24 protein-coding genes are annotated in these 21,998 nt (G+C 66.1%); 9 read left to right on the top strand and 15 right to left on the bottom strand.

The genetic code is table 11. The annotated features are described in order from the left end of the window. Nucleotides 1-134: 134 nt before the first annotated feature. Both BLT40_RS15590 and BLT40_RS15585 read left to right on the top strand, forming a co-directional pair. On the top strand, nt 135-986 hold the full coding sequence (locus BLT40_RS15590) for an NRDE family protein (protein WP_090354739.1): 852 nt from the start codon (nt 135-137) through the stop codon (nt 984-986). Between the two features lie 201 nt (nt 987-1,187). Further along, nucleotides 1,188-1,982 carry an SDR family NAD(P)-dependent oxidoreductase gene (locus tag BLT40_RS15585; protein ID WP_090354738.1) on the top strand — a complete coding sequence of 265 codons (795 nt, stop codon included), beginning with the start codon at nt 1,188-1,190 and terminating at the stop codon, nt 1,980-1,982. Between the two features lie 132 nt (nt 1,983-2,114). Here the strand turns inward: BLT40_RS15585 and BLT40_RS15580 are convergent, their stop codons facing one another. The 3 genes from BLT40_RS15580 to BLT40_RS15570 are packed head-to-tail and all read right to left on the bottom strand — an operon-like array spanning nt 2,115 to nt 3,330. Beyond that, nucleotides 2,115-2,426, bottom strand: coding sequence for a WYL domain-containing protein (locus BLT40_RS15580; RefSeq protein WP_090354737.1), 312 nt, complete (start codon nt 2,424-2,426; stop codon nt 2,115-2,117). Next, a complete protein-coding gene (locus BLT40_RS15575) occupies nt 2,423-2,821 on the bottom strand; it encodes a YchJ family protein (protein ID WP_090354735.1) in 399 nt (132 codons plus the stop codon). Before BLT40_RS15575 ends, BLT40_RS15580 begins: the two co-directional genes overlap by 4 nt. A 5-nt stretch (nt 2,822-2,826) precedes the next feature. Continuing rightward, entirely contained in the window at nt 2,827-3,330 is a 504-nt protein-coding gene (locus BLT40_RS15570) for a lipocalin family protein (protein ID WP_239740018.1), read from the bottom strand. 168 nt (nt 3,331-3,498) lie between these two features. Between BLT40_RS15570 and BLT40_RS15565 the strand changes: the two genes are divergently transcribed. Then, nucleotides 3,499-3,876 (top strand): hypothetical protein, encoded by a 378-nt coding sequence (locus BLT40_RS15565; RefSeq protein ID WP_090354733.1) that lies wholly within the window; start codon nt 3,499-3,501, stop codon nt 3,874-3,876. A 14-nt stretch (nt 3,877-3,890) separates the two neighbouring features. On the opposite strand, the gene BLT40_RS15560 is transcribed toward BLT40_RS15565, so the two are convergent. The 5 genes from BLT40_RS15560 to BLT40_RS15540 all read right to left on the bottom strand — a co-directional run bounded on the left by BLT40_RS15560 (nt 3,891) and on the right by BLT40_RS15540 (nt 8,035). Continuing rightward, nucleotides 3,891-4,427 (bottom strand): HutD/Ves family protein, encoded by a 537-nt coding sequence (locus tag BLT40_RS15560; protein WP_090354731.1) that lies wholly within the window; start codon nt 4,425-4,427, stop codon nt 3,891-3,893. After that, a complete protein-coding gene (gene dinG, locus BLT40_RS15555; RefSeq protein ID WP_090354729.1) occupies nt 4,424-6,520 on the bottom strand; it encodes an ATP-dependent DNA helicase DinG in 2,097 nt (698 codons plus the stop codon). Before dinG ends, BLT40_RS15560 begins: the two co-directional genes overlap by 4 nt. A gap of 67 nt (nt 6,521-6,587) precedes the next feature. Next, nucleotides 6,588-6,869: a DUF2188 domain-containing protein gene (locus tag BLT40_RS15550; protein WP_036116289.1), complete on the bottom strand. Its 282-nt coding sequence runs from the start codon at nt 6,867-6,869 to the stop codon at nt 6,588-6,590. A gap of 90 nt (nt 6,870-6,959) precedes the next feature. Beyond that, a complete protein-coding gene (locus tag BLT40_RS15545; protein ID WP_090354727.1) occupies nt 6,960-7,544 on the bottom strand; it encodes a DNA-3-methyladenine glycosylase I in 585 nt (194 codons plus the stop codon). Next, entirely contained in the window at nt 7,541-8,035 is a 495-nt protein-coding gene (locus BLT40_RS15540; RefSeq protein WP_090354724.1) for a DUF1993 domain-containing protein, read from the bottom strand. Before BLT40_RS15540 ends, BLT40_RS15545 begins: the two co-directional genes overlap by 4 nt. A gap of 124 nt (nt 8,036-8,159) precedes the next feature. Between BLT40_RS15540 and BLT40_RS15535 the strand changes: the two genes are divergently transcribed. The 4 genes from BLT40_RS15535 to BLT40_RS15520 all read left to right on the top strand — a co-directional run bounded on the left by BLT40_RS15535 (nt 8,160) and on the right by BLT40_RS15520 (nt 11,226). After that, nucleotides 8,160-9,107: an ABC transporter ATP-binding protein gene (locus BLT40_RS15535; protein ID WP_090354722.1), complete on the top strand. Its 948-nt coding sequence runs from the start codon at nt 8,160-8,162 to the stop codon at nt 9,105-9,107. Then, a complete protein-coding gene (locus BLT40_RS15530) occupies nt 9,104-9,865 on the top strand; it encodes an ABC transporter permease (RefSeq protein WP_090354721.1) in 762 nt (253 codons plus the stop codon). Before BLT40_RS15535 ends, BLT40_RS15530 begins: the two co-directional genes overlap by 4 nt. Before the next feature lie 70 nt (nt 9,866-9,935). After that, nucleotides 9,936-10,550, top strand: a complete 615-nt coding sequence (locus tag BLT40_RS15525) for an FUSC family protein (RefSeq protein ID WP_090354720.1) — start codon at nt 9,936-9,938, stop codon at nt 10,548-10,550. Beyond that, nucleotides 10,528-11,226 carry a VIT1/CCC1 transporter family protein gene (locus BLT40_RS15520; RefSeq protein WP_090354719.1) on the top strand — a complete coding sequence of 233 codons (699 nt, stop codon included), beginning with the start codon at nt 10,528-10,530 and terminating at the stop codon, nt 11,224-11,226. The genes BLT40_RS15525 and BLT40_RS15520 overlap by 23 nt, the downstream gene beginning before the upstream one ends. A gap of 2 nt (nt 11,227-11,228) precedes the next feature. On the opposite strand, the gene BLT40_RS15515 is transcribed toward BLT40_RS15520, so the two are convergent. The 4 genes from BLT40_RS15515 to BLT40_RS15500 form a co-directional block, all read right to left on the bottom strand. After that, nucleotides 11,229-12,593, bottom strand: a complete 1,365-nt coding sequence (locus BLT40_RS15515) for a GGDEF domain-containing protein (protein ID WP_079520614.1) — start codon at nt 12,591-12,593, stop codon at nt 11,229-11,231. Nucleotides 12,594-12,750: 157 nt separating this feature from the next. Further along, nucleotides 12,751-14,013, bottom strand: coding sequence for a TCR/Tet family MFS transporter (locus tag BLT40_RS15510; protein WP_090354718.1), 1,263 nt, complete (start codon nt 14,011-14,013; stop codon nt 12,751-12,753). Then, nucleotides 14,010-15,194, bottom strand: a complete 1,185-nt coding sequence (locus tag BLT40_RS15505) for a cation:proton antiporter (RefSeq protein ID WP_036116279.1) — start codon at nt 15,192-15,194, stop codon at nt 14,010-14,012. Before BLT40_RS15505 ends, BLT40_RS15510 begins: the two co-directional genes overlap by 4 nt. Before the next feature lie 58 nt (nt 15,195-15,252). Beyond that, the gene (locus BLT40_RS15500) at nt 15,253-15,597 is read right to left on the bottom strand and encodes an EF-hand domain-containing protein (RefSeq protein ID WP_090354717.1); all 345 of its coding nucleotides are present in this window, start codon (nt 15,595-15,597) and stop codon (nt 15,253-15,255) included. A gap of 93 nt (nt 15,598-15,690) precedes the next feature. Here BLT40_RS15500 and cysK point away from each other — a divergent pair, with 93 nt between their 5' ends. Together cysK and BLT40_RS15490 are read left to right on the top strand one after the other, a co-directional pair. Then, nucleotides 15,691-16,644: a cysteine synthase A gene (cysK, locus tag BLT40_RS15495; protein WP_090354716.1), complete on the top strand. Its 954-nt coding sequence runs from the start codon at nt 15,691-15,693 to the stop codon at nt 16,642-16,644. 115 nt (nt 16,645-16,759) lie between these two features. Continuing rightward, entirely contained in the window at nt 16,760-17,143 is a 384-nt protein-coding gene (locus tag BLT40_RS15490; protein ID WP_090354715.1) for a hypothetical protein, read from the top strand. Nucleotides 17,144-17,176: 33 nt separating this feature from the next. Here the strand turns inward: BLT40_RS15490 and BLT40_RS15485 are convergent, their stop codons facing one another. Genes BLT40_RS15485 through BLT40_RS15475 form a run of 3 tightly spaced genes read right to left on the bottom strand, consistent with a single transcriptional unit; the run spans nt 17,177 to nt 21,996 of the window. Beyond that, on the bottom strand, nt 17,177-19,969 hold the full coding sequence (locus BLT40_RS15485) for an AAA family ATPase (RefSeq protein ID WP_090354713.1): 2,793 nt from the start codon (nt 19,967-19,969) through the stop codon (nt 17,177-17,179). Then, on the bottom strand, nt 19,962-20,693 hold the full coding sequence (locus BLT40_RS15480; protein WP_255364034.1) for a hypothetical protein: 732 nt from the start codon (nt 20,691-20,693) through the stop codon (nt 19,962-19,964). Before BLT40_RS15480 ends, BLT40_RS15485 begins: the two co-directional genes overlap by 8 nt. Next, entirely contained in the window at nt 20,686-21,996 is a 1,311-nt protein-coding gene (locus BLT40_RS15475; RefSeq protein ID WP_052191087.1) for a hypothetical protein, read from the bottom strand. The genes BLT40_RS15480 and BLT40_RS15475 overlap by 8 nt, the downstream gene beginning before the upstream one ends. Nucleotides 21,997-21,998: the final 2 nt, after the last annotated feature.

The raw sequence follows: 21,998 nt of genomic DNA, 5'->3' as shown, positions 1-21,998 counted from the left end.
CCGGTGCCACCGTGTTCTGGCGGGAGCCAGCCCGGTTGCGCCCAGCGGGGCGTCGGCTCCCGCCAGGCCGGTGTCCACAGGACGGCTCGAGGGCGCACAATAGCCGCAATGCTTCCCCAGGCTCCGACCCCCTCATGTGCCTGATCGCCTTCGCCTGGCGCGCCCATCCGCGCTGGCGCCTCGTGCTCGTCGCTAACCGCGATGAATTCCACGCCCGTCCGACCGCGCCACTCGCCCCCTGGGACGAGGCACCGCAGATCCTCGCCGGCCGTGATCTCGAAGCCGGGGGAACCTGGGCCGGCGTCGCTCCCGATGGCAGGGTCAGCGTCATCACCAACGTCCGGGACATGACCGCCGACCACAGCGGCCTCTCCCGTGGCCTGCTGGTCGCGGACTACCTCGGCTCCACGTTGGCCGCCCGAACGCATGCGATCGAACTGATGGCCAGCGCGCGGGACTATCGCCCCTTCAATCTGCTGACCTTCGATCACGACGACGCGTATTACCTCGGCAATCATCCCGGTGCCCGCGCGCAGCCGGTCGAAGGCGGCGTGCACGGCCTGAGCAACGCGGACTTCAACGCGCCCTGGCCGAAGACACGTGCACTTGTAGATCGCCTTTCCGATTGGCTGAAACATGGCGCTGGCTACGGCCTCGCGCCCAACGCAAGCGCTGAAGGCAACACCAGCCGCGCAGCCAACGCCGTCGGCGCCAGTGCGAGTGCGGACGGCGCATTGGAACCGCTCTTCGCCATGCTCTCCGATCAGGGCCGCTGGCCCGATGACGTGCTCCCCGACACCGGCATCGGTATCGAGCGGGAGCGCTTTCTCTCCAGCGCCTTCATCGTCGGCGAAACCTACGGCACCCGTGCCAGCACGGTCATCCTGGTCGACCGCGACGGTCGCACCACGATCGCCGAACGCCGCTTCGGCCCCAACGGCGTCCCCCAGGGCGAAACCCGCCTCACCGCCGATCCGGCCGGTTAACCCGGACGCCGGTCCAAACGCCGAGTCTTGCGATGCCCCTGTAGGAGCCAGCCCTGCTGGCGATTCCCGCGCCAGCGGGCACCCCATCACACCCCTTTCTTGGCCCCAGCGCGAAAGTCTTTCCCCCGTTCAGCGATTGATCCCGCCCCCTGCCGCCCCGACGATGATGGAGGTCTACCCCTCATCCATCCGGAGCCACCCATGAACATCGACCTCAGCAAGCGCAGCGCCATCGTCACCGGTTCCACCGCGGGCATCGGCCTGGCCATCGCCACCGGCCTCGCCGTCGCAGGCGCCAAGGTCGTCATCACCGGACGCACTCAGGCGCGCGTCGATGAAGCGATCGCCGCCGTAAAGAAAGCCGCCCCGAGCGCTACGGTCACCGGCGTCGCCGCCGACCTCGGCACGGCCGAAGGCGCCGCCGCCCTGATCAAGGCCGTCCCCGAGACCGACATCCTCGTGAACAACCTCGGCATCTTCGAGCCGAAGGACTTTTTCGCCATCGACGACGCCGAGTGGACGCGGTTCTTCGAAGTGAACGTGAACTCGGGCGTGCGTCTGTCGCGTCACTACGCCAGGGGCATGGCCGGTCGCGGCTGGGGTCGCGTGCAGTTCATCTCCAGCGAGTCGGGCATCCAGGTGCCGGCCGAGATGGTGCATTACGGCGTGACCAAGACGGCGCAGCTCGGCGTGTCGCGTGGTCTGGCTGAAGTGCTCTCGGGCACGGGCGTCACCGTCAACGCGATCCTCCCGGGTCCGACCTTGTCCGAAGGTGTGAGCGAGTTCTTCGGCAAGATCGCGAAGGATCAGGGGACGACGATGGAGGCGGTCGAGAAGGACTTCATCCAGACGCATCGTCCGACGTCGCTGATCAAGCGTCTGCTGAGTGTTGAGGAAGTCGCCAATGCGTCGGTTTACCTCGCCTCCGAGCAGGCATCGGGCACCACGGGTGCGGCGATTCGTGTCGACGGCGGTGTGACGCGTTCGATTATCTGATGGGGTGGGCTGCAGCAGCCCATCGCCAACAGGGTTGGCTCTCTCACCGAAGCCGGCAGCTAAACGGTTGCCGGCTGCCAGCAGTGTCTCGACACCAGGTAGGAGCCAGCTTGCTGGCGAAAGCACGCCGCCTCAGTCCCCCAACCGACAAACGATCCTCAAAAACACTCCATCATCGCGCTGAAAATCCGACCGCGCCCCGTGAAAAAGCTCATCGGATATGACAACCGACTCCACCCGATCCATTCGGAACGTCTTCCATCCCTGTGATGTGCCCGAAGCGCTATCGCCCCTGAGTTGATAAGCGCTGAGCAACCGGTCGCCCGAATGATCGTCGCCATAGACATACGGCTGCACGACACGCTGCGCACCGCCGTATCCGACCACGAGCAAGCGCCGCTCACGAATGGCACGACAAACGATCGCGCCAGTGTCCGGCGTCATGCGCCCAGATCGCCGTCCACATAAAACCAGTGCCCGTCTTCGCGTACGAAACGGCTCGTCTCGTGCATCCGCTCAGCACTGCCACCGCCCATGCGCAGGCGTGCGACAAAGGCGACGATCGCCGTATCGGGCGATGGGTTCTCGTGTCGCTTCACAGTCAGACCCAGCCACGTGGGCCTGGGAGACTGACCCGCGAGCCCGAGCGCCGCGGGACGCGTCGATACATGCCAGGTCGCTAGCAGGTAGTCCTCGAGTCCGAAGACGTAAGCGGTGTAGCGCGAGCGCATCAGCGCTTCGGCCGTAGGCGCGGGCACACCGCCATGCCATCGGCCGCAGCATGCGACGTAGGGCGTATCGAGCCCGCAGGGGCAGGTAGCGGGGCTTGCGCTGCTCATTTGGGTTACTCGACCTTTCCGGACATGATCAGAGGCGCGAGATCGTAGCCCATCGCCACCGCCTGCGCTTTCAAGGCCTCGAACGTTTTCCGGTCCAGCGTAGGCTCCCGGGACAGAATCCACAGGTACTTGCGCCCCGGCTGACCCACCATCGCCCAGCGATAATCGTCGTCCAGCGCGATGACCCAATAGTCCGCCCAGACCAGCGGCACCCACGACAGCCATGCCGGCGCGAAGCGCACCTGCAGCTTCCCCCGTGAATACGGCTCAGGCCGACGAGCCACGCCGTCGCTGGCGATGGTCTTCCCCTCCGCCGTGACGCAGGCGTTGCGCACGGCTACCGTGCCGTCGGGATTCGGGGTGTAATGCGCGGTAACGTCCTTCTCGCACTTCCGCTGGAACCACATGGGCAGGCGGGCGATCTCGTGCCACGTTCCGGCATAGCGCTGCAGGTCGAGATCGGAGACGGCCGTGACCGGCGTGCTTGCGAGGGCACCGGTCGAGGCCATGGACAGGAGAAGGGCCGTGAGGGCAGAGCGCATGGCGGAGATTCCGTTGGGGCGACCCCCTACGATGCGTATCGGGGGTGAACCCCGTTTGAATTTGCGATCGACGCTGGGTAACGTCGCGCCATGGATCACCGATCACCCCCTGCCCGAAGGCCCCTGCTCCGGCGCTTGCGCGACCGGTTCGGCGCGCGCGGCACGGTGCACCTGGACCGCGAGTCTCAGGTCATCGTGCATTGCCCGGCGCGTTTCCACGCCACGGAACTGGCGCTGGAGCAGGTGACGCGCGTCGAGGCGGGCAATCGCGACGATGGCTCGTTCGAAACGGTTTTCCTGTATTTCCACGCGGAAGGCGTTCCGCCACTGGCCGTGTCCGAGAAGGACCGGGGATTCGCCGAGCTGGTCCGCGACCTCGGGAGGGCGTTCCCCGGCATCGAGGACTGGCAGGCCGCCGTGCCTCCGGTGGCCTTTCAGCTCACGTCCGTCGACCTGTGGAAGCGGGAAGAGCCCCAGGCGCCGGAAGATCCGGCGGTCGACCACGTCGCCTGATCGAACCGGTCGGGTCAGGCGATCCGGATCAGAAGGGCGGTCGCGTTATCGCGCAGCGTCACCGACCGCGGAGCGATAGCGGTGTCGCCCTGAGCGCAGGCCTCGCCATCGATGGTTGCCTCGCCGCGCGCGACATGCAGCAACGCGATGTTCGAGCCGTCCATCGTAACGGGCCCGCGCACGACATCGATCCGTCCCGAGGCATGGCCGCGCCGCACCATGAGATTGAAATCACGCGTCGCGCCACCGGCAAGCCGCACGTCCACCCGTGCCTCGCCCGCAAACGCAAACGGCTCGCAGGCCGTCGTCAACGCATGCTGATGCTCACCGTCGAGGGTCATCGTGAATCCATCGCCTTCGAGGAGAACGATCGTGCGATCGATGCCTGCGAACACCGAGAACGGGGAGGCCGTATCCACGTCGGCGATGCTCACACGCCACAGAAAATCATCCATCGTCGCGCCCGGCGGCTCGACCACGATCTCACGCGTGATACCGAGGCCGTTCTTCCACGGCACGGCTTTCAATGCGTCGAAGCGGACGATGCTCATGCCACGCGCTCGATATCGCGTGCGAACGGCGGCAGCGCGCGCAACATGCCGGTGCCGTAGCGCTTGGTGATCACGCGACGGTCGAGCAGCACGATGCGCCCCGTATCCGTCTCGGTACGAATCAGCCGGCCGCAGTACTGCGTGAGAATACGCGTCGCGTCCGGCACGCTCACCTCGATAAACGGATTGCGTCCGCGCGACTCCAGCCACTCCGCATAGGTCGCGCCTACCGGATCGGTCGGCACGGCAAACGGAAGCTGCGTCACGACCACGGTCTCGCACAGCTTGCCGGGCAGATCGAGACCCTCGCCGAACGAGGCCAGACCGAACAGCGTGCTGCCCTTGCCGGCTTCGATGTCTTCGCGATGCTCGGTAATGAGCTGCTGCTTGGACAACGAACCCTGCGCGCGCACCTTGCGCACGAACTCGATCGGCAATGTCTGCAGCACACGGTCGAGCTTGGCACGGGAGGTAAATAGCACGAGGTTACCCGCGTCCCAGTCCAGATTCTTCGCCAGCCACTCGGAGATTTCCCGAGCGTGGCCTTCGCGGTCGTCCGGCAAGGTGCGCATGCTCGGCACACTCAATGTCGCCTGATTTTCGAGATCGAATGGCGATGGAAGGCTCAGCGTGACGGCCTCGTTGGGCAGTCCGACGGAGTCCGCAAACCCCCGGAAATTTCCGCCCGCGCTCAACGTCGCCGAGGTCATGACCACCGCCGATGCGTTGTCCCACAATACGTTACGCAACAGGCCACCCGCGGATACCGCGGATGCATGACAGACCAGCTGCTGCTCCGGCGTCATCGTGACCCAGCGCGCAAGCGGCGGTCCGTTCTCGCGATCCTCGGTCGACCAGGCATACCAGGTCTTCACCTGGCGCTCGAGGCGTTCGAGCGCGATGCCCAGCTCGCGCGAGAGCGCTTCCTGCGTGGGGCCGCCCGCTTCCATCTCGACGACGGTGCGGCGCACGGTGCGCAGCCAGCGCTGGATGTCCCGCGTGATCAGGTGCAAATGCTCGGCGTGCATCTTCCAGTTTTCCGGAAGCTGGCCCAGCGACGCGCGGAAGACGGGCTCGGTTTCGTTGGACGATGGCGTCCAGGTCATGCGGATCTCGCGCTCGATTTCTTCGAGCGCGTTGGACATCGCGACCATCTTCTCGTCGCCGGCTTCCAGCGTGAGGTTGCCGATGCTCTCCTTGTCGGTGAGCGAATAGGCGCCGTGAATCTGGTTCTGCAGACGACCGATGCGACGCACGGCCGTGGCGAGGTGCACGTCGGCCGCGCCACGGTCGATGGCCTTGGCAGGCACGTGGTGCGCCTCGTCGAAGATGTAGAGGGTGTCTTCCGGTTTAGGCAGGATGACGCCGCCGAAGGTGTCTTCGTCGCGGGGCATGGTCAGGTCGGCCAGCACCAGATCCTGGTTCGCGACCACGATGTCGGCCTCGCCGATGGCGCGGCGGGCGACGAAGAACGGGCACACCGCGAAGGCGCCGCATTTGCGTCCCGTGCAACCGCCGGCGCTGGTCGTGATCATGCCGCGGACCAGATCGGACAGAGGCTCCGGGCTGGTGTCGATGTCGCCGCTCCACTCACGCGATTCGAAGGCCTTGCCGAGTTTCTCGACCGCCTTGGTGTCGCGCTCCGCCGGTGGCCTTGACCACAAGGCGAGATCGGCGTCGAAATCGAAACCGGTCTGGGCGGCGGGTTCGGCACCGGCCATGCGCAGATTGCGCGGGCACAGGTAACGGCCACGGCCCTTGGCCAGCGCAATCTTGGCCTCGACGCCGCACAAGCTGAGGTATTGGGGAATGTCGCGCTGGACCAGCTGCTCCTGCAGCGCCACGGTTGCCGTCGCGATGACCAGCTTCTTCTTCTGGGCCCGGGCGACTTCCAGGCCAGCGATGAGGTAAGCCATCGACTTACCCGTGCCGGTCGGCGCCTCGATCACCGCGGCACCCGCCGGTTCGGCCAGCGCCTTGGCAACCTCGGCGATCATCTTCAGCTGCGCCGAACGGCCGCGGAAACCCGCAAGCCCGTTCTTCAGCCGCGTGTAGGCAGCGCGGATGGCGGCTTTGGTGTCGTCGGTGAGCATCGATGGGCGCAAAAGAGGAAGAGGCAACCGGTCAAGGTTACCTCATCGACGTCTCACCCCATGACGCTCAGGCGTGACGGTTGATCCCGGCGGGCGACGCAGGGAGGCCTGCCACCAACCCGGCGACCACATAGGTGTGTTCTTCCCACGTGCCATCGGCTTGCTGAACGTGGATCTCCACGGGGAGGCCGAGGCTGTCGGAGAGGCCCGGCGCGAGCGCCTCCGCGGCGGCGATGGCCATGGCCTGACTGGCGTAGCGGCCAAGCGGTGACGAGGCACGGCGGACGATCCACGGTCCCTGTGTCGATTCGCAGTGCGGAATGAACAGCTGGGCGGAACTCGAAGCCATGGGACCCTCACAGACGGTTGGGTGGACCAGACGGAAAACGCCGCGTGGCGGCGTTGAGTCGAACCTACGCCTTCCCGGCTAAAAAAGGCGTTAACCCTTGTCCGGTAAGGGCTTACGCGATAGCTCGGCTCGCCTGAAGCAGTCCGGGGCGTGGCTGTTGATCATCCCGGTGGCTTCCATCCAGGCGAACACGATGGTCGGTCCGACGAAGGTAAAACCGCGTTTCTTCAGGGCTTTGGATGCCTGCACCGACAGTGGACTGTTCGGTGGCACCGGCCCTTCCCAAAGCATGGGGTCACCCCCTACGAAGTTCCAGCAGAAACCGGCGAAATCCTCGCCAGCTTCCCGCATGACCACGTAGGCCTTCGCGTTGCCGATGGCGGCGCCTATCTTGGACCGCGAGCGGATGATTCCCGGATCGGCCAACAGCCGCTCGATCTCGCGTGGACCGTAGGCCGCGACGACGTCCGGATCGAATCCTTCGAACGCCTGCCGGAAGCCGTCGCGACGCGCCAGGATGGTTCGCCACGACAGCCCCGCCTGGAAACCGTCCAGAACCAGCTTCTCCCATAGCCGCCGGCCGTCGCGCTCGGGCACGCCCCATTCGCGGTCGTGGTACCCGCGCAGCAGGTCGTCGGTCTCACCCCAGGCGCAACGGCATCGGCCGTCACTCATCCGGCAAAGCCGAGGTAATCCAGCTTGCCGATGGCGACGCCGTTATGGCGCAGGATGTCGTACGCGGTGGTCACGTGGAAGAAGAAGTTGGGGATGCCGAAGGTCAGCAGGTACTCCTGCGCCGAGAAGTTGTATTCCTTATCCTTGAACTTGCGCGTGATCGTGCGCGATTCGCCCGCGTCGATGGCGGCACGGTCCACGGATTCGATCCAGGCGACGGTCGCATCGATGCGCTTGCGCAGGTCGGCGAAGGAGGTTTCGTTGTCCTCGAACGACGGCGGCTGCACCTCACCCACGCGGGCCACGGCGAACTTGGCGGTATCGCTGGCGCGCTGGATCTGGCCCGCGAGGCTGAGCATGTCCGGCGCGAGACGGGCATCGATCAGGACGGAAGCGTCGGCCTGGGCCTCCGCCTTGGTGAGCAGGTCGGACAGGACGCGGAAGCCGCGGACGAAGACGGGAACCGTGGCGTCGTAGAGCGAGATGGACATGGCAGGGCCTTTGGGTGGGCAATCGCGTTCGATCTGGGGCCGCCGCGCCGATCCACAAGGTCTCGCCCCATGCCCCGCATGGGTCTACCATCGGCCGCCTTACCCATCGACATCGCGGGTTACCATGGATGCCACCACCGCCGCGCCCGACGCCATCGTCGCGATCCGCGGATTGACCAAAGAATACAAAAGCGGGCTGCGCGCACTGAACGGCGTGGACCTCGACATCAAGCGGGGCGAGATCTTCGCGTTGCTCGGCCCGAACGGCGCCGGCAAGACCACCCTGATCAGCATCGTCTGCGGCATCGTCAACGGCACCGGCGGCAGCGTGACCGTCGACGGTCATGACATCCGCAAGGACTTCCGCGCCGCGCGCGGCCTGATCGGCCTGGTGCCGCAGGAGCTGTCCACGGATGCCTTCGAAACCGTCTGGGCCACGGTGAAATTCAGCCGCGGCCTTTTCGGCAAGGCGCCCAACCCCGTGCACCTGGAACGCATCCTGCGCGATCTGTCGTTATGGGAAAAACGCGACTCGAAAATCATGGCGCTGTCCGGCGGCATGAAGCGCCGCGTGCTGATCGCCAAGGCGCTGGCGCACGAGCCTCGTGTGTTGTTCCTCGACGAGCCCACGGCCGGTGTCGACGTCGAACTGCGCCACGACATGTGGCAGATGGTCCGTCGCCTGCGCGAGTCGGGTGTCACCATCATCCTCACCACGCATTACATCGAAGAAGCGCAGGAGATGGCCGACCGTATCGGCGTCATCAATCGCGGTGAAATCGTCATCGTGGAAGAGAAGCACACCCTGATGCGCAAGCTGGGCAAGAAGCAGCTGACGCTGTCCCTGCAGAGCCCGTTGACCGCCATGCCCGAAGGCCTGAACGAGTGGCCGCTGGAACTGAGCGCGGATGGCCAGTCCCTGACGTACACGTTCGATACGCAGGGCGACGATACCGGTATCGCGGTGCTGCTGCGCAAGCTCAACGAGCTGGGCATCGATTTCAAGGATCTTCATTCGAGCGAGAGTTCCCTCGAAGACATTTTCGTAAGCCTGGTGAGGGGTGGCGTATGAATATCCATGCGATCCGTGCCATCTACCGCTTCGAAATGGCCCGCACGTTCCGCACGCTGACCCAGAGCATCGCCTCGCCCGTGCTGTCCACGTCGCTGTACTTCGTCGTCTTCGGCGCGGCCATCGGCTCGCGCATGGGCGCCATTGGCGGCGTCAGCTACGGCGCGTTCATCATCCCCGGCCTGATCATGCTGTCGTTGCTCAACGAGAGCGTCTCCAATGCGTCGTTCGGTATCTATATGCCGAAATGGGCGGGCACGATCTACGAACTGCTTTCGGCACCGGTGTCCTATGTCGAAGTCGTCATCGGCTACGTCGGTGCGGCGGCCACCAAGTCGGTGATTCTCGGGCTGCTGATCCTCGTGACCGCGCGGCTGTTCGTGCCTTACGAGATCCAGCACCCCGTGTGGATGATCGGCTTCCTGCTGCTGACCGCGGTGACCTTCAGCCTGTTCGGTTTCATCATCGGTCTGTGGGCGGACGATTTCCAGAAACTGCAGGTGGTCCCGTTGATGGTGATCACGCCGCTGACCTTCCTCGGCGGCAGCTTCTATTCCATCTCGATGTTGCCGCCGATGTGGCAGAAGATCACCTTGTTCAACCCGGTGGTCTATCTGGTCAACGGTTTTCGCTGGAGCTTCTACGGCCAGGCCGACGTCAACGTGCTGGTGAGCGTGGGAGCGACGGTGGGCTTTCTGGTCGTCTGCCTCGCCGCGGTCTGGTGGATCTTCCGTACCGGCTGGAAACTGAAGTCCTGAGGTCCCCCGCTCATGTAGGAGCGCGCCCCGCGCGCGATTTCTCCACACACCCTGCGGTTACGATGGTGGCATGAGCGAGACCGACTCCCGAACCGAGACCGAGCGCCAGACGACCCGCCTGCATCGCGCGCAGTCGATGCTCGACCGCATGTTCCGCACCATGCCGCTGGGCGGACGGGTGCGCACCGGCGCGTTCATGGCGCTGAAGACGGTTCTTGCCGCCAGCGTGGCTTACGGCATCGGCCATGCGCTGCACACGGGTCAGGCCTTCTGGGCCGCGATCAGCGCCATCGCGGTCATTCAGCCGCATTTCGGCGATACGCGTGGCGCCGGTCGCGACCGTATCCTCGGGACCGCCTTCGGTGGCGTGGCCGGACTGCTCGGCCTCTGGGTCGGCGGCGGTGGCGACCTGCTGTCCTTCGCCGTCGGGCTGGGCGTCGTCACTATTGCCTGCTGGACCGCCAATGCTGGCGCCGCGGCACGCGTGGGTGGCATCACGTCCGCCATCCTGCTCCTCGTGCCCAGCGATGGTCCGCTGTGGGAAACAGCGCTCTATCGACTGGGTGAAGTCCTTCTGGGTACGGCGTGCGCCCTGGGCATCGGCTGGCTCGTGGCGTTCGCGGAAGAGCGCGCTGACGAGAACAAGAGGAAGGAAGAAGACGATGCATCGCATACGACACCATGAGCATCACCGCCTGGACCGCATCGGCTGGCTCCGCGCCGCCGTGCTCGGGGCCAACGACGGCATCCTTTCCACGGCGAGCCTGCTGGTCGGCGTCGCATCCGCCGAGACCGGCGGCAATCAGGTCCTGCTGGCCGGTGTCGCCGGGCTGGTCGCCGGCGCGATGTCGATGGCGGCGGGTGAGTATGTCTCCGTGCGCTCACAGGCCGACAGTGAGCACGCCGAGCGTCAGCTCGAGTCGATCGAACTGGCGGAGGATCCGGTGGGCGAGCATCGCGAGCTGACCGAGATCTACGTGCATCGCGGTCTGGACCGCAAGCTCGCCAGTGAAGTCGCCGATCAGCTGATGGCGCACGACGCGCTGGGTGCGCACCTGCGCGACGAGCTCGGCATGTCGGATGTGACGGCTGCGCGGCCATTGCAGGCTGCCGCGGCATCGGCGGCGAGCTTTGCCGTCGGTGCGATTCTGCCCATCGCGGCTGCCGCGCTGGTGCCACGCGCGGCAATGACACCCGCGATCATCGCCGTCTCGTTGGTCGCTCTCGCGGCGCTCGGGGCGATGTCGGCACGGCTGGCAGGCGCCGGCATGGTTCGCGCCATGGTGCGCATCGTGTTCTGGGGCACCGCCGCGATGGTGCTGTCCTCGACGGTCGGGCGTATCTTCGGCGTAGCGGCGTAGGGCTAGCCGATGACGCAGCGGTTCCGTCCGCCGTTCTTGGCGGTGTAGAGCGCAAGGTCGGCGCGATCGAACACCGTCTGGGGGGTATCGCCCGCCTGGAACTGTGTCAGGCCGATGGAGGCGGTGACCCGCACCGGCTGCCGGCTGGCGTGGAAGGCCAGATGCTGGATCTTCCCGCGCAGGCGCTCGCAGACCTGCAGCGCTTCGTGCTCGTCGGCGCCATCGAACACCACGATGAACTCCTCGCCACCGTAGCGGGCGACGAAGTCGCACGGGCGCACATGCTTCACCAGGGCCTGGCCGATGATGCGCAGCACGGCGTCGCCGGCGGTGTGGCCGTAGGTGTCGTTGATGCTCTTGAAGTGGTCGATGTCGATCGCCGCGACGCACAGCGGGCGGGATGCCGTCTTCCATGCCTCGAACGCCACCTCGATCCGCTTTTCGTAAGCAAGGCGGTTGGGCATGCCGATCATCGTGTCGGTCTGGGCCAGCTCGTGCTCGCGTTCGAGCGAACGCTGCAGGGCGTTGCGTTCGGTTTCCAGCTGTTCGATGCGCAGGCGCATCTTTTCGGCACGGTCACGGTACGCCGTAAGACGGCTGCCTTCGCGATCGCGGAACTCGCGGAAACACGCGGCAATCTTTTCGATGCTTTCGCCGACGCGCTCGCGCAGGTCGTGAATGTCGTCCAGTTCCAGGGCGGCTTCGTCCAGCAGGCGCATCTCGTGACTTACCGAGGCGTCCAGCGCCTGACCATTGGCCTCGCCCGTCGACTGGTCGGCGAGCTCGCGCGACATGTACTGGCTCATCTCGTCGAGACGGCTGGTGACATGGCGAAGCACCGCCTGAAGCGCGTCGATTTCCCGCTGAAGGCCGATCCGCTGCTCGTTGACCAGATCCGCGAGGCGATCACCGCACGCCGCCAGGGCGACCAGGTCGCCGGCGTCCGCGACATCGTGACGGAGGTCGTTGGCGCGGTCAGCCAGCTTCGGCAGGACGACGATACGATCGACCAGCCGGCTCAGCGCCGACTGCACGGACGATCCGTGCTCGGTGCGCTGGGGGCGGGTGATCGGGATGGAGCGTTCTTCGACGGCGTTCTGCGGGCGCTCGCCCAGCCTGTCCAGCGCCTGGCTCAGGTCGTTGACCAGTGGCTCGAGCAGCATGGCGTCCACGGGGCCGTGCAAGGCCGAGGACAGTTGCTCGATGTGCGGATCGAGCTGGTCGTTCGAGCCGTGCGCGGCACGGCCAAGGCAGCCGACCAGCTGGCGCAGCAGGGACTCGGCGGTCTTCCACTGGGTTTCCTCACGGGTCAGCCGGTCGACCGCCTCGTGATATTTGCTTTCCCACAACTGGTTGTCCAAACGCACGCCCCAGCCGTCGCGTCATAGGTCGAAATTCCGCCCATGATACGACGGGGATTGCGAATTAGCTCACGTTTTCGCGGGTAGCGCCGCAGGGACGGCACGTCCATCACCTGACGTTGCCGAAGGGCACGTCCTGGCGGTCATGGACCGCCTGAACGCGTCAGCGGCTCGTTACGCCGGGGCTCTCCTGGCGGGTGGCCCGCGCGGCAATGACCGCCCCGGCCCCGACCAGCGCAGCGGCCAGCAGGAACGGTACGCCCGGCATATGCACGCTCCGCTCCGGCGCGATCGCGAAGGCGAACATCTGCGCAAACAGATAAGGCCCGAAGATCCCGGCGAAGCTACCCAGGCTGGTCACGGCGCCTTGCAGACGACCCTGCTCATCGGGCGCCACATGGCGCGTCATGATCGACTGGATCGGCGGCCCGGACAGCCCCCACAGTGACAGCAGCGGAATACCGATCAGGAATACCCAGCCGGTCGTGGCGAAACCCATGACGGCGAATGCCACCACACCGAACGACAGCCCCGCGACCATGACCCGTCGCTCCCCGAAGCGCGCAGTCAGTCGACCGGTGAGGAATGCCTGCACCGATCCATCGCAGGCGCCGACGAGCGCGAGCACATACCCCACCGCCTGGGGACCCCAGTGATAACGGTAGTCGGCATAGAGGACGAACACCGTCTGTAAAACGTAGTGCCCGAGGTAGAAAAGGAACATCACGACCGACAGACCGAAAATCTCGCGATGCCGGCGAAGCATCTTCAGCGAGCCCAGTGGACTTGCGCTGTGCGGTTCGAAGCGTGCGCTGCGCTTCTCCACCGGTAGCGACTCCGGCAGGATGAAATACCCATAAAGGAAGTTCGCCAACGCCAGACCCGCGGCGACCCAGAACGGCAGACGCAGATCGAACCCGCCAAGAAATCCCCCGAGCGCCGGTCCGATGATGAAGCCGATACCGAACGCGCCGCCAAGCATGCCGAAGGCCGCCGCGCGTTTTTCCGGCGGCGTGACATCGGCGATGTAGGCATTGGCCGTGGTGAAGCTGGCGGCGGTCATGCCCGAGATGACGCGCCCGACGAACAGCAGCCACAACGAAGGCGCCACAGCCATCAATACGAAGTCGAGCCCAAGCCCGAGATTGGAAAGCAACACGACAGGGCGACGCCCGAAGCGGTCCGACAACGCCCCCTGGATCGGCGACGAAATGAACTGGACCGCGGCGAAGACCGTACCGAACACGCCGACCCACCACGCCGCGTTCGATACGGTATTGCCGGTCATCTGTTCGATGAGGTGCGGCAACACCGGAATGATGATGCCGAACGCCAGAATGTCGATCAGCACCGTGACGAAGATGAAGATCACGGCGGCGCGGCGCACCGGTGTGTGCGTCGCGCTTTTCGGTTCCGTCGTACTCATGGGGTGAAGTGCTTCAGCCGCGGTTTGACGATCGGGGTGGTCAGCATGGTGCTGGCCACCGCCATCAGCAGCAGCGCGGTAAACGTCTCGCTGGTGATGATGTGACGGTCGAGCAGTACGTTGACGAAGATGATCATGATCAGCGCCTTGGTCTGCAGCAGCCAGCCGATGGTCCAGGCATCGCCACGTGCCCAGCCGAGCAGCTTACCGGCGATGCCGACGCCCGCAAGCTTGCCCACGACGGAAGCGACCAGCAGCAGAGCGGCGGCGGCGAACACCGCCGTGCCTCCGACCTGCCAGTTCGTTCGCAGACCGGTGGACAGGAAGAACACCGGCATGATGACGAGCAGGACGTTGTGACGCAGGCCGTCGAGCTTTTCGAGCGTGAACCAGTCACGCTCCATCACGGCGCCCGCAAGGAAGGCTCCGACCATGAAATGCAGGCCGCACCAGTCGGCACCGTAGCCACACGCGGCCAGCCAGATCAGACCGATGAAATAGCGATCCGGCTCCGGTACACGTGCCATCAGCCGCCGGAATGCGGCCGAGGCGACAGCGAACACGGCCAGGAAGGCCACCTGATGACCGACACGTTTCCAGTCGAGCAGGATGATCGCCAGCACCGCCCAGATCGCGAGATCGTCCAGGCTCGCATAACGCAGCACGCGCTGCCCCAGCGGTGCGCGCAGAATACCCATCTTCTCCATCAGCAGGATGAGGATCGGTAGCGCGGTCACGGCGCAGGCCATGCCGATCCCCAGCACGAATTGCCACGTCGTCGCCGCTTCACCCATCCATCCTCCACGCCAGGCCAGCATGGCCAGCGCGGCGAGGCAGCCGGTCGCAAGAGGCACGCCGAGGGCGAGGGCCGCCGTGGTCCCGCATTCACGGCGCTGCTTCCAGGCGTCGCGCAGGTCGAGCTCGATGCCGGCGATCCAGACGAAGACCATCACGGCCCACCAGGCGATGCCGTTGAGGGCACCGATGACGGGCGGTGCGAACACCGTCGTGTAGTAGTCGGGGAAGACCTTCCCCAGCACGCCCGGCCCCAGCAGGATCCCGGTAAGGATCTGCACGACCACCAGCGGTGCCCAGTAGTCGGTCCGGAAGACGCGCCAGATCAGATAAGGCACGCCAAGGATGATCGTCATCGCGATCAGGAACAGTTCCGTCGTATTCATCCGTCCTCTCCAAAGTGGGGCAGAGGGTAGCGCACCGCAGGCTCTTGCGGGCGCGATGTCACATCGGCGGCTGGGACAGTTCCTTCGCGTTGAGGAAGCCGTCCCTGTTCCTGTCCAGCTTGTGGAACTGGAGGATCAGGTTGCGCTGGAACTCTTCCAGTCTCACGGGCCTGGCGCCGGGCCGCATCGGGCCGTCGTTGGCATCGAGCACGCCGTCGCCGTCGACGTCCATGCGCAGGAAGCCCTGGCTCATGTAGCGGACGTACTCGGCCTCGTCGACCTTGCCGTCGCCATTGGCGTCCATGCGTCGGAGGTATTCGGCCGGCGTCCGCGGAAAGTCCTGTGCCTGGGCGGCGGCGGTCAGCAGCAGGGTGGCGGCGAAGGCGTATGGACGTCGATTCATGGACCGGGAGTCTGCGTGATCCGCTGGGGTTTGTCGCCCCGTGGTCCGGGGAGTACCTTCTGGGTTCTCGTACTTCCCGTCAAGGATTACCCCATGATTCACGAGAGCATTCTCGACACGATCGGCCGCACGCCCATCGTTCGCCTGCATCGCGTCGCCCCGGCTGGCATCTCCCTGTACGCGAAGGTCGAATTCTTCAACCCCGGCGGCTCGGTCAAGGACCGCCTGGCCATCGCGGTCATTCTCGATGCCGAAGCTAAGGGTCTGCTGAAACCCGGCGACACCGTGGTCGAGGCCACCTCGGGCAATACGGGCGTCGCGCTGGCCATGGTCTGCGCGGCCAAGGGTTACAAGTTCGTGGCGACCATGGCGGACAGCTTCTCCGTCGAGCGCCGCAAGCTGATGCGCGCCTACGGTGCCCGCGTGATCCTGACCCCCGCCGCCGAGCGCGGCAGCGGCATGGTCCGACGTGCCGAGGAGCTTGCGGCGAAGCACGGCTGGTTCCTGCCCAGGCAATTCCAGAATCCGGCCAACCCGGCCTATCACCGGAGCACCACCGCCGCCGAGATCCTCCAGGACTTCGCCGGCCGCCGCCTCGATGCCTTCGTGACCGGCTGGGGCACCGGCGGCACACTGACCGGTGTGGGCGAGGTGCTCAAGGTCGCACGCCCCGAGGTGAAGATCGTCACCACCGAGCCGGCCGCGGCCCAGTTGCTCGCCGACCAGCCCTGGGCACCGCACAAGATCCAGGGCTGGACGCCGGACTTCGTGCCCGAGGTACTCAACCGGAAGATCTTCGACGTCGATATTCCGGTGGACGAGGTGCTGGCCCGCGATACGGCACGCCGACTCGCCAGGGAGGAAGGCCTCTTCGTCGGTATCTCCGCCGGTGCGACGCTTGCCGCCGCCCTGAAATACGCCGAAAGCGCGGAGGAGGGCAGCGTCATCCTCGCCATGCTCCCCGACACCGGCGAGCGCTATCTCTCCACCTTCCTGTTCGAGGGCGTGGAAGAAGGCTCCGACGAAGCCTGGCTGGAAACCCTGTAGGAGCGCGCCCCGCGCACGACCAGGGCGTGGAGGCTCGTGGCAGCCTCCACGCTGCCACCGCAAAATCATCACGCCATGGCGGTCATCGTGTCGGTCTCGAAACAAGGAGACAGCCATGACATTCCTGCGCAGCAAGAGCCTTCGTGCGGAACTTTTCGGCCGCGCCGAACGCGTCGTCGGTTCGATGACCGGCAACCGCGAACATCAGGTCATCGGCACGGCGCGTGAGTACGCCGGCCGCGCGGGCTCGCTGACCTCGCAGGCGCTGGCGGAAGCGGGACGTCACGCGCGCCGTCGCCCGCTGGGCCTCGCCATCGGCGTGGGTCTGGGTGTCGGCGCCATCGCGGCGGCGTGGCTCATCGCGCGGCACAATGCCCGCGTTCGGCCCGAGGAAGACGAACACAATCCGACGCGTCAGCGCCCGACCGACGCCAGCGGCGACGCGCTGGACGGATCGGGTGAAGACAATCCCATGTCGGGCGACACCGCCCGCTACTGAGCGATCGAACGGCCCCTTGTCGGGGCCGCTACGTCAGGCGGCGTGTGAGCGCCGCCGCAGCACCGCCAACGGCTGTGCCCAGGTTGCGCCCGGCCGGCGTTTGCTGGTGACGAGCGTCAGCTCCGATGGCTGGAACACGTTGACGTTATGCGTGGCCGGCGTCGTCAGGATGTACTGCGCGCGCGTGGACTTCAGAAACGCACCGACCTTGTCGATGTTGAAGATGTCCAGATGCGCGAAAGGCTCGTCGATGAACACGAATCCGCCGGGCCGGTCCTCATCGCGCATCAGCGCCACGAGCAGGAGCAGTGACTTCATCACCTGCTGGCCGCCCGAGGCTTCGCCATCGTCCATCCCGATCCAGCCCTTCTTGTCGAACTCGAAGCGCACATGCAGCGCGGCCGACGCGAGTGCCAGATCGTCGTTGCTGAGCTCCGGAAGATCGACGTCGACGCCGATGCCCGCGAGTTCGGCAAGCACTTTCAGGTTCCGGGCGTAACGACGCACCGTGTTGCGCAAGACCTGGATATAGGCGCCACGCGCCTCGTGCGTGATGCGCGAGGCGCGCTCAAGGTGGATGCGGCGTTTCTCGAGATCGTGTCTGAGGCCTTCGTGATCGGCGAGTAGTTTCTCGCGCAGCGCGACGACGCTCGGATCCTCCTCCCAGTGGCCCTCCTCGAGGCGACGCTCGATGCGGTCGATCTCGCGACGCACGGATGCGGGCGACTCGTAACGCTCGCGTAGTGCCGCGACGGCGGCGCGGCTGCGCAAAGCCAGGGGCACGTGCGCACGCTTCGCGCGGAATGCCTTCAGCCGGTCGATCTGCTCACTACGCAACTGATGGTACTGGCGAACGGTCTCGGCGAGTTGCTTCTGCGTCGAAAGCTGTTCGCGCGCGGCGTTGTCGCGTGCGTTCGACGTCCTGAGGCGTTTTTCGCGTACCGCTTCGTAATGCGCCTCCGCAGCGACGTGGCTGTCAGCCGTCCGCTGCACGTCCTCGCGCAAGCCGGCCTGTTGCGCGTGCGCTTCGGCGAATTCGTCCGCGCGGTCGGCGAGCTGGCTGCTCGCGCTGGCGCCACGAAGGATGCCTTCGGCGTCGCTGGCGCGCGCCATGGCGTCCTTTCGCTCGGTCGCGATATCGCGCAGTCGTGCCTCGATGTCGCGCAGTTTCGCCTCACCGTCGCGCAGCTGTCGTTCGCGCGCGCCGGAACCGAAGTACATGTCATCCACGCCGAGATGGCGACCGCCGCGACGTTCGCGGAAGTAGCCCTGCGGCGTGATCCAGTCCTGATCCTTGCCCAACGTCGCGCCGTCGGCGATGTCCTCGACGCGGCGGATACGGTCGAGGTTACGCAGCAGCCAGTCGGGCGGTGCGGCGGAGAACTCGACCACCTCGAGCAGCGAGCTGCGTGTGGCGCGCCCGGCGGGGGCGCGGTCGGCGACGACGAAGTGCTTGTAGCGGTGCTGCTCGCCCAGCTTCCACGCTTTCTCGCGATCGCGCGGGTCGTCGAGCAGCACCACGTGGCGATAGCCCGCGAGTACCGCTTCGACGGCCGGCTGCCAGCGTGGCTCGACGATCTCGACGATCTCGCTGAGCATGCTGTGACGAATGCCCGCCTCATCGAGGGCGCGACGGAACGAGGCTTCGAAATCCGGGGTGTAGCGTCGGCCGCTGCGCCACGCCGACAGCTGACCGGTCAGCGTCGCCAGTTCCTGGCGCAGCTTGCCTTCCTCGGTCTGCAACAGGCTCGCCTGGGCGCGGGCATCGCGTGCGACATCGGCGAGACGTTCGTGATCGGCGCCACCCTGGGCGGCGACCATCTCGCGCAGGCGCGTTTCCTGCTTGATCAACAGATCATTCTGGGCGAGCTCGGCACGCGCCGCGTCGAGGCTCTTCTGAGTCTGCTGGCGCGCCAGGTCGGCCTCGTGCTGTTCGCCGCGAAGCGCTTCGCCCGAGGCATCTAAATCCCCGAGCTGTTTCGCGAGGTCCGCATCGCGCTGCTCCAGTTCGGCGACGCGACGTTTGACGCCGGTGAGTTGCGGACGTGCACCGCGCACGCCACCGCCCAGCTCGGCCAGCTCGGTGCGCGGAAGGATGCTTGCCACCAGATCGACGCGCTCGCTCTTGAGCGCGTTCCATTCCTGGAACGAGCGGGCGCGGCCTTCGGCGTCCTGCAGGCTCACGCCGATCAGCGACAGCTGATGTTCGAGACCGTGCTGTTCGCGGTCGGCTTCGATCTGTTCGTTGCGTGCGCGCTGGTAGTCATCGAGGACGGCCTTATCGCCGAACACGTCGAAGACCAGGTCGAGCAGCGCCTTGGGCGGCATCTGGCAGAGCTTGTCCGTGGCGCCCTGTTCGAGCGTGAGCACGCGGCGGATCGCCTGCGAAAGACCGGCGCCTTCGAGACGCACGCGGTACTCGCGAAGGCCGAGAAAATCGTTGCGCGCTTCGATCTCTTCGACACTCACGTCGCCGCCGACCACGGCGTACTGCCGCGTCCACTCGCCGCCCTTCTTCTGAATGCGGCAGGCGAGGGTGACCTCACGGTCCATCAGCGGGAAGAACGGACGCTCGCCGCTCGGTCCGGGGATATTGCCGACGCGGGCGCGCAGCCACGCGAACGGCTTGCCGTTGTGGCGGAGGTAGCTCTTGTAGTCGCGATTGCCCGCGCAGTCGATCGTCAGCAACGTGCGCAGCGCGTCGAGCAGGGTCGTCTTGCCGGAGCCATTCGGGCCCACGACGGTGACGATGTTGGTGTCGAGCGGCAGGCTGAAGCGCTGCCAGTAATCCCAGTGGACGACTTCGAGGCTGCGGAAATCAAACATCGGTGTTTTCCTCGGTGTCATCGATCACGTCGTCGTCGCCCGGCTCGTCCGGATCGTCGGTGTCGTCATGGTGCGACCGGACCGGCGCGCGTGCCGCGGCATCGGACAGCAGGTCGCCCAGTGCGCCGTCGAGGATGCGGCGAGCGGTGCGTTCGTAATCGAAGGCGAGATCCAGCAGCGGACCCTCGGCCACTTCGCCCTTGCGACGGACGATGAAGCCCAGGCGGTTCAGCGTGCCGAGGTTGAAACCGACGCGCGTCTTGCCGCCCAGCTTGTCACCGAAATCGGCGAGGAGGGTACGCTCGGCGATGACCGGCGACACGGCGGGATCGCGCGGGATCGGTTTCTCTTCCGCGAACATCTGGCTCTGCGAGGCGGCGGCTTCGGCCTCCTGGCGCTCCACCTGGCGCTGGCGCTTGGGCAGCACGATGAGGGCCCAGATCACGACCAGCAGGGCGACGCCGTCGCGGTCGAGTTGCAGGGTGTTGGAGATCCAGCTGTCGCTGCCGCCGAAGACGACGCGCTCGCTCTTGCGCGCCACGGCAAGGCCGATGTACGCGGCATAAGGGTGTTCGCGCAGTTCGAGGCCGACCGCTTCGAGCCGGCGGTCGAGTTCTTCGCGGTATCCCTCGTCGAGCAGTGCCTTGCGGGCCTGCACGTCGTCGCGTGGCAACCAGCGCTGTGACAGCAGCCGGGTTACGAGGGTGGCGGTATCGTCATGCATCGGCGGTGTCCTTGGCGGCGTCGCGTGGACGCAGGCGTCCCGCGCTGACCAGCGCGATCTGGGGCAGGTCGGTTTCGATGAGCAGGGGCTCGATCTCGAGCGCGAGCGGAAGTCGCGCGAGATCGGCGGTGCCCCCTTCGAGGGCGGCGGACTCGGGATCGCCGAGCAGGCCGAGCAGCGAGAGCCGGTACGCGGACAGGGCGTAGTCGTCGCCGATCAGGGTGTCCGACAGTTCGCGCGGCTCGGTGATGGCGGCCAGTTCGATGCTCCAGTCTTCGAGGAATCGCAGGTCTTCCTCGTCCATCGGCAGGTCGGCGGCATCGGGTGGTTCTTCCGCGCCGGGCAGGGCGGTGACCTCGGCGGCAAGACGCTCACGCTCCAGCAGCTCGAACTCCGCCACGTCGAGGGCGATCTGATCGTGGATGAACGGCGCAGGCAGCGGCAGCAGCAGCTGCCCGTCTTCGAAGGAAGCCAGTGCATCGATGTCCTGGGCGCGCAGCCAGCCGACCAGGTCCGACGAGGACAGGCCGGTGCGTCCCAGGTGCACACGATGCTGGTCGATCTTGTTCAGTTCGCGCTGGAACGTGCCCGCCTGACGCAGCAGCGCGCTCTGGGCGCGACCCACGGCCTGAGCGAGCCGGTGCGCCGCCGGCTCGAGCTCGTCCTTTTCGGTGATGCCGGCGACGACCTCGGTGCCTTTCTCGACCCAGGTCCACACGGAATCCAGACGTTCGGCGGCGCGGCGGATACGGTGCTCCGAGCCGGACAGCACCGCGCGGTCGAAGTCTTCCTTCAGTTCCGTCAGGCGCGAGAGCAGATGGCCGAGCTCGTCGACGGACACACGGCCCACCGCCTGACCGGCAGCGAGCTGCGCGGTGAGGTAACCGAGACCGTCGTCATCGTCGTTCTCGAACTCGAGCATCACCGCCAGCGCGGCGAGCGCCTTACGACCGAGCGGGCCGACGCGATAACGCTGGGTCTCCGCGTCGTAGACGAGCAGCTCGTGGTCCTTGAGTCGCTGAACCACCGTTTCGAGCTTTACCGTGTCGACGAACGCCAGGTTGTCGCGGATTTCCTGGGGCGTCCATTCCGTCGCGTGAGAGCGTGCGCCGATCGTGCGCAGCACGAGCAGGCGCAACAGCACCTGCGCCTCGCTCCCATGAAACAGCGCGGAAAACGCGCGCAGCAAGCCGCGACCGCGCAAGAGCGGAAAGACGGTGGGGAGGTCCTCGGCGACGACGCCGTCGCGGAAGAGATCCTGCAGGCGTTCGTCGTGGACGTGGGTATCGAGCGGGCCGCTCAAGG

It is taken from the genome of Dyella sp. 333MFSha, assembly GCF_900102405.1.
GTDB lineage: Bacteria > Pseudomonadota > Gammaproteobacteria > Xanthomonadales > Rhodanobacteraceae > Luteibacter > Luteibacter mycovicinus.
The sequence above is the reverse complement of the archived record's forward strand: the minus strand, read 5'-3'. Positions and strand labels throughout refer to the sequence as shown.